The 6754-nt window shown below is 69.5% G+C and carries 6 protein-coding genes; 2 read left to right on the top strand and 4 right to left on the bottom strand.

All coding sequences use genetic code 11. The annotated features are described in order from the left end of the window. Positions 1–388 precede the first annotated feature (388 nt). The 4 genes from J7357_RS17145 to prmB all read right to left on the bottom strand — a co-directional run bounded on the left by J7357_RS17145 (position 389) and on the right by prmB (position 4585). Positions 389–1414: an aspartate-semialdehyde dehydrogenase gene (locus tag J7357_RS17145; protein ID WP_010340528.1), complete on the bottom strand. Its 1026-nt coding sequence runs from the start codon at positions 1412–1414 to the stop codon at positions 389–391. A 100-nt stretch (positions 1415–1514) separates the two neighbouring features. Beyond that, entirely contained in the window at positions 1515–2552 is a 1038-nt protein-coding gene (locus J7357_RS17140) for a D-glycerate dehydrogenase (RefSeq protein WP_209248352.1), read from the bottom strand. Next, positions 2545–3648, bottom strand: a complete 1104-nt coding sequence (gene aroC, locus J7357_RS17135; RefSeq protein ID WP_209248350.1) for a chorismate synthase — start codon at positions 3646–3648, stop codon at positions 2545–2547. The genes J7357_RS17140 and aroC overlap by 8 nt, the downstream gene beginning before the upstream one ends. A 10-nt stretch (positions 3649–3658) precedes the next feature. Beyond that, a complete protein-coding gene (gene prmB / locus J7357_RS17130) occupies positions 3659–4585 on the bottom strand; it encodes a 50S ribosomal protein L3 N(5)-glutamine methyltransferase (RefSeq protein WP_209248348.1) in 927 nt (308 codons plus the stop codon). 79 nt (positions 4586–4664) lie between these two features. Between prmB and J7357_RS17125 the strand changes: the two genes are divergently transcribed. Further along, positions 4665–5315 (top strand): SCO family protein, encoded by a 651-nt coding sequence (locus tag J7357_RS17125; RefSeq protein ID WP_209248346.1) that lies wholly within the window; start codon positions 4665–4667, stop codon positions 5313–5315. Next, positions 5312–6157 carry an archaetidylserine decarboxylase gene (gene asd, locus J7357_RS17120; protein WP_209248344.1) on the top strand — a complete coding sequence of 282 codons (846 nt, stop codon included), beginning with the start codon at positions 5312–5314 and terminating at the stop codon, positions 6155–6157. Before J7357_RS17125 ends, asd begins: the two co-directional genes overlap by 4 nt. The last annotated feature ends 597 nt before the right edge of the window (positions 6158–6754 follow it).

The following is a 6754-nucleotide window of genomic DNA, read 5'->3' as shown; positions in this document are numbered from 1 at the left end:
GGGATTTGGGATTGGGGATTCGTTGCGGGCATTGCAGCGGCGGGGCGCGCGCTCGCGCGGGGTGCGCAAGCGGCCTCTCCTCCCCTTGCGGGATCAGTGACCGACAAGTACTGCAACGCCTCTTGTCCTGTATGAGCGGCTTCAGCCGCGATGGCGTTCCCGGGAACGCTTCGTCGCGGCTGAAGCCGCTCCTACGGGGGATGCGCACGTCATCATCGCCCGCAGGCGCTGTCTTCGCAGCACGACGCGGGACGCCGGATACGACAACGGCCAGGGCATGTGCCGCTGGCCGTTGCGTGATAGCCGGGACATTCGGCGCTACGCAGCCTTGGAATCACGCTGCACAGCTTTTGCCAATCCCCAATCCCGACTCCCGAATCCCTACCCCTCAGCCCTCCTGGGCAACCAGCTCGGCCAACTGCACCGCATTGAGCGCGGCGCCCTTGCGGATGTTGTCGGCCACCACCCACAGGTTGAGGCCGCGCGGGTGCGAGAAGTCCTCGCGGATACGGCCGACGAACACCGGATCCTTGCCCGAGGCATGGGTGACCGGGGTCGGATAGCCGCCGGCCTTGTGCTCGTCGACCACTTCCACGCCGGGCGCCTGCCCGAGCAGGGCGCGCGCCTGCTCGACGGTGATCTTGCGCTTGGTCTCGATGTTGACCGCCTCCGAGTGCCCGAAGAACACCGGCACGCGCACCGCGGTTGGGTTCACCAGGATGCTGCTGTCCTCGAGGATCTTCTGCGTCTCCCACACCAGCTTCATCTCTTCCTTGGTGTAGCCGTTGGGCTGGAAGTCGTCGATGTGCGGGATCAGGTTGAAGGCGATCTGCGCCTGGAACTTCTGCGGCTCGATGTCCTGGAACGCCAGCAGCTGCGCGGTCTGCTTGCCCAGTTCCTCCATGCCCGAGCGGCCGGCGCCGGACACCGACTGGTAGGTGGCCACGTTGATGCGCTCGATACCGTATTCCTTGTGGATCGGCGCCAGCACCGGCATCAGTTGCATGGTCGAGCAGTTGGGGTTGGCGACGATGCCGCGCGGGCGGTTCTTCAACGCGTGCGGATTGACCTCCGACACCACCAGCGGCACGTCGTCGTCGTAGCGGAAGGTCGAGGAGTTGTCGATCACCACCGCGCCGGCCGCGGCGAACTTCGGCGCGTATTCCTTGGAGATGCCGCCGCCGGCGGAGAACAGCGCGATGTCCACGCCGCTCGGATCGAAGGTCGCCAGGTCGAGCACGGTGACCTTCTGGCCCTTGAACTCGACCTGGCCGCCGGCCGAGCGCTCGGAGGCCAGCGGGTACAGCGTGGCGACGGGAAAATCGCGCTCGGCGAGGATGCTCAGCATGGTCTCGCCGACGGCACCGGTGGCGCCGACGACGGCGACGTTGAAACGACGGGTTGCATTGCTCATGGAAGATTCGATCCGCAGAAAAAGAAGGGGAGGAACAGCCGCACTGCCACGTGGATTCGGGGAACCTGCCGTGCGCGCCGCGCGCGGCGCCGCAGGCTCCCTATCGTTTTTTGTCCGCAATCGCCCGCGCGCCGCCGCCGGCCGCGGCGATCGCGTCCAGGTTCAGCGCATTGGGCGGGCGTCCGGCGTCGGCGCCGACGCCCAGCGCGGCGAGCAGGTTGTCCACCGCCAGCGCCACCATCGCCCGGCGCGTGGCCACGCTGGCGCTGCCGATGTGCGGGGTCAGCACCACGTTGCGCAGCGCCAGCAGCTCCGGACGGATCGCCGGCTCGCCTTCGAACACGTCCAGTCCGGCCGCGGCCAGGCGCCCGTTGGCCAGCGCGTCGGCCAGCGCGACTTCATCGACCAGGCCGCCGCGGGCGATGTTCACCAGCGTGGCGGTCGGCTGCATCTTCGCCAGCGCCGCAGCGTCGACGATGTGGTGCGATTGCGCGCTGTACGGCAACACCAGCAGCAGATGGTCGGCGCGCGCCAGCAACGCGTCGAAGCCGACGTACTCGGCGCGATGCGCGCGTTCCACCTCGTCCGGCAGACGACTGCGGTTGTGGTACAGCACGCGCATCGAGAAGCCGGCGGCGCGGCGCGCGATGGCCTGGCCGATCCGGCCCATGCCGAGGATGCCGAGGGTGCTGCCGTGGACATCGGCGCCGAGCATGGTCTGGAACGACCATTGCTGCCATTGCCCGTCGCGCAGCCAGCGCTCGGATTCAGTGATGCGCCGCGCCGCCGCCATCAGCAGCGCGAAGCCGAGATCGGCGGTGGTCTCGGTGAGCACGTCGGGGGTGTTGGTGGCGACGATGCCGGCCGCGCTGAGCGCGTCCAGGTCCAGATTGTTGTAGCCCACGCCGACGTTGGCGATGGCGCGCAGCCGCGGCGCGCCGGCGATCTCGGCGGCGCCGATGCGTTCGTTGAGGGTGACCAGGGCGCCGTCCAGCGGCGCCAGCGCCTGCGCCAGGTCCTGCGGCGAATACCTGGTCACGTCCGCGGTGGTGGTCAACGCGCAATGCGCCCCCAGCCGTGCGACGACATCGTCGAACAGCGGCTGGCTGACCCACACCCGCGGCCGCGACTCAGCCATCGCCACCGCCGGGGATGCGCGGCGTGATCGTGCCGACGTCGCCGCATTGCGCGCGGTGGCGCAGCGCCTGGTCCATCAGCACCAGCGCCATCATCGCCTCGGCGATCGGGGTGGCGCGGATGCCGACGCAGGGATCGTGGCGGCCGGTGGTGATCACATCCACCGCCTGCCCGTCCACATCCACCGTGGCGCCGGGCAGGCGCAGGCTGGAGGTGGGCTTGAACGCGACCGAGACGACGAGGGGCTGGCCGGTGGCGATGCCGCCGAGCACGCCGCCGGCATGGTTGGACTGGAAGCCGTCCGGCGCGATCAGGTCGCGGTGCTCGGTGCCCTTCTGGGTCACCGCGGCGAAGCCGTCGCCGATCTCCACGCCCTTGACCGCATTGATGCTCATCATCGCCGCGGCCAGTTCGCCGTCGAGCTTGCCGTAGATCGGCTCGCCCCAGCCCGCCGGCACGCCGTCGGCGACCACGGTGACGCGCGCGCCGATCGAATCGCCGGACTTGCGCAGCGCATCCATGTACGCCTCCAGCTCGGGCACCTGCGGCGCATGCGGCCAGAAGAACGCGTTGTCCTCCACCGCATCCCAGGCGAAGCCCTGCGGCAGCAGCGGCCCGAGCTGCGAAAGATAGCCGCGCACGCGCACGCCGTAGCGCTGCGCCAGCCACTTCTTGGCGATGACGCCGGCGGCCACGCGCATGGTGGTCTCGCGCGCGGACGAACGACCGCCGCCACGCGGATCGCGGATGCCGTACTTCTGCCAGTAGCTGTAGTCGGCATGGCCCGGACGGAACTGCCGGGCGATGTCGGTGTAGTCCTTGCTGCGCTGGTCGGTGTTGCGGATCAGCAGGCCGATCGGGGTGCCGGTGGTACGGCCCTCGTAGACCCCGGACAGGATCTCGATGGCGTCGGCCTCGCGCCGCGCCGAGGTGTGCCGGCTCTTGCCGGTGGCGCGGCGCTGCAGGTCGTGGGCGAATTCGCTGGCGTCCAGTTCCAGCCCGGGCGGGCAGCCATCGACCACGCAGCCGATCGCCGGCCCGTGCGATTCGCCGAAGGTGGTGACGGTCAGCAATGTGCCGAAGCTGTTCGCGCTCATGTCGCTTGCGTCACCGGTCCGCGGCCAGCGCGGCGATGCGCGCGTGGTGCGCGAGCAGTTCGCTGCGCTCCACCGCGAAGATGCCCATCTGCCCGACCTTGAACTCGACCCAGGCGAAGTCCACTTCCGGCAGCAGCTGCGCCAGCGCGCGTTCGGACTCGCCGACTTCGCAGATCAGCAGGCCGTCCTCGCTCAGGTGCGCCGGCGCGTCGCGCAGGATCTTCAGCGCCAGGTCCAGGCCGTCGTCGCCCGCCCGCAGGCCCAGTTCCGGCTCGTGCGCGTATTCCGGCGGCAGCGCGTCGGTCTCGGCGTGAGTGACGTAGGGCGGATTGGTCACGATCAGCTCGTAGCGGCGACCACTCAGCCCGGCGAACAGGTCGGACTTGACCAGTTCGACGTTGTCGGCCAGCAGCCGCTCCTTGTTCTCGGCGGCCAGGCTCAGCGCCTCGTCGCTGATGTCGACCGCGTCCACCTGCCAGTTCGGGTTGTAGTGGGCCATGGCGATGGCGATGCAGCCCGAGCCGGTGCACAGGTCCAGCGCGCGCTCGACCGGGCGGCCGGCCAGCCACGGCTCGAAGCCGGCCTCGATCAGTTCGGCGATCGGCGAACGCGGCACCAGTGCGCGCGCATCGCTCTTGAAGCTGAGCCCGGCGAACCAGGCCTCGCCGGTGAGGTAGGCGGCGGGGATGCGCTCGGCGATGCGGCGCTCGAACAGCGCCAGCACCTGCGCCTTCTCCGGCGTGGTCACCCGCGCGCTGCCGTAGGCCGGGCCGAGGTCGTGCGGCAGGTGCAGCGCATGCAGCACCAGTTGCGTGGCCTCGTCCAGGGCGTTGTCGTAGCTGTGGCCGAAGCTCAGCCCGGCGGCGTTGAAACGGCTGGTGCCGTAGCGGATCAGGTCGATGATCGTGTGGAGTTCGGCGGCCGCGTCGGCAGTCATGGCAACAGGCAAGGCAATTCGGCCCCCGATTATAGAGGCCCGGCCGCTATGATGAGCGTTCGTTGCATGGGAAATCAGTATGTTCAACCGCACCTTCGGCATCGTCCTGGTGGTTGCCCTGGCCGCCGGCCTGGGGCTGCTGCTGGCCCAGAAGTACTTCGGCGGCAGCGCCACCCCGGCCTGGCCGGAGACCCGCACGGTGCGCATGTACCCGCAGCCGCGGCCCCTGCCCGACTTCCACCTGCGCCAGACCGACGGCACGCCGCTGGTGCCGGGCGAGCTCAAGGGCCACTGGACCCTGGTGTTCCTGGGCTTCACCGCCTGCCCGGACGTGTGCCCGACCACCCTGGCCGACCTGGCGCGCGCGCAGAAGCAATGGCAGACGCTGCCGGACACACTGCGCCCGCGCGTGCTGTTCGTCTCGGTCGACCCGCAGCGCGATACCCTGCCGCGGCTGGGCGAGTACGCCCACGCCTTCCACAAGGACACCATCGCCGCCACCGCCGACGTGCCCGAACTGGAGCGCTTCGCGACCGCGCTGGGCTTCGTGTTCCAGAAGGTGCCCGGCAAGCATTACGCCGAGAACCCCAACGACTACAGCATGGACCACTCCGCCGCGATCGCGGTGCTCGACCCGCAGGGCCGCCAGGCCGGGCTGATCCGCCCGCCGTTCGATGCCGCCGCGATCGCCGCCGACCTGCAGGCCCTGACCAAGGCCACCGCCCCATGAGCCTGACCACCCGTCTGACCTACGTGCTGCCGCACCGGCTGCTGTCCTCGCTGGCGCGACGCCTGGCCTATTCGTCGCGGCCCGGGCTCAAGCAGTGGCTGATCGACACGGTGGTGCGCCGCTTCGGCGTGGACCTGAGCGAGGCCGCGCAACCGGATGCGACCGCCTACCCGACCTTCAACGCCTTCTTCACCCGAGCGCTGAAGCCGGGTGCGCGCGTCGCCGACCCCGATCCGCAGGCGCTGCTGATGCCGGCCGACGGCCGCATCAGCCAGCTCGGCCGGATCGAGGACGGGCGCATCTTCCAGGCCAAGGGGCAGTCGTTCACCGCCGCCGAACTGCTCGGCGACGACGCCGCGGCGGCACCGTTCGCCAATGGCCTCTATGCCACCGTGTACCTGTCGCCGCGCGACTACCACCGCGTGCACATGCCGTGGACCGGCACCCTGCGCGAAACCGTGCACGTGCCGGGCCGGCTGTTCAGCGTCGGCACCGATGCGGTGCGCACCGTGCCGCGCCTGTTCGCGCGCAACGAACGCCTGGTCTGCCATTTCGACACCGACTTCGGCCCGATGGTGTCGGTGATGGTCGGCGCACTGCTGGTGTCCGGCGTGGAAACGGTATGGAGCGGCGTGGAGATCCCGCGCTACGCCGATCGCATCACCCGCAAGGATTGGCGCGGCAAGGGCATCACCCTGCAGCGGTTTGAGGAGATGGCGCGCTTCAACTATGGCTCCACGGTGATCGTGCTGCTGCCGCCCGGCGTGGCCACGTTCGACCCGGCGCTGAAGGCGGAATCGCCGGTGCGGCTGGGGCAGGCGCTGGCGCGGTTGGTGCGCTGAGGTGCGAGGGCCGCGCTGCGGCCCCGTTGTGCAGAGCCACCCTTGTGGGAGGGACTTCAGCCCCGACGCATGGACGGTGGAAGGACCGCCTTTCCCTGCAATGGATGACGGCAAGCCACACGCCCGAGACTGCGAATGGCCCGACCCTCATCCGGCGCTACGCGCCACCTTCCCCCGAAAAGGGGGCCATGGTCCCGAGGGGAGAAGGGATTCGACCGCGCTTGGGTCTCACAACTGGCGTTGTAGCGATTGCCCCACTGTGGGAGGGACTTCAGTCCCGACGCATTGGCGCTGAGAGACCGCGAGCTCGCGATGGATGGCTGGAAAAGCCGCACGCCACGGCACTGCGGCTGCCGCACCCTCTTCCGGCGCTGCGCGCCACCCTCTCCCGAGATGAGAAGGGATTGGTCAGCGCTTGTCCCTAACAGCCAGTGCTGCGGCCACCTCCACTGTGGGAGGGACTTCAGTCCCGACGCATGGACGGTGGCAGACCGCCGACTCGCAATAGATGACTGAAAAGCCACGCGCCCAACACCGCGGCAGCCGCACCCTCATCCGGCGCTTACGCGCTACCTTCCCCCGAAAGGGGGGCCATGG

It is taken from the genome of Xanthomonas sp. D-109 (assembly GCF_017746095.1).
Lineage (GTDB): Bacteria > Pseudomonadota > Gammaproteobacteria > Xanthomonadales > Xanthomonadaceae > Xanthomonas_A > Xanthomonas_A sacchari.
Note: the sequence above shows the minus strand (reverse complement) of the source record. Positions and strands in the feature narration are given on the sequence as shown.

Coding starts and splice junctions, on each gene's coding strand:
- asd (WP_209248344.1), top strand. CDS start 5,312: ATGAGCCTGACCACCCGTCTGACCTACGTGCTGCCGCACCGGCTGCTG.
- J7357_RS17145 (WP_010340528.1), bottom strand. CDS start 1,414: ATGAGCAATGCAACCCGTCGTTTCAACGTCGCCGTCGTCGGCGCCACC.
- aroC (WP_209248350.1), bottom strand. CDS start 3,648: ATGAGCGCGAACAGCTTCGGCACATTGCTGACCGTCACCACCTTCGGC.
- prmB (WP_209248348.1), bottom strand. CDS start 4,585: ATGACTGCCGACGCGGCCGCCGAACTCCACACGATCATCGACCTGATC.
- J7357_RS17125 (WP_209248346.1), top strand. CDS start 4,665: ATGTTCAACCGCACCTTCGGCATCGTCCTGGTGGTTGCCCTGGCCGCC.
- J7357_RS17140 (WP_209248352.1), bottom strand. CDS start 2,552: ATGGCTGAGTCGCGGCCGCGGGTGTGGGTCAGCCAGCCGCTGTTCGAC.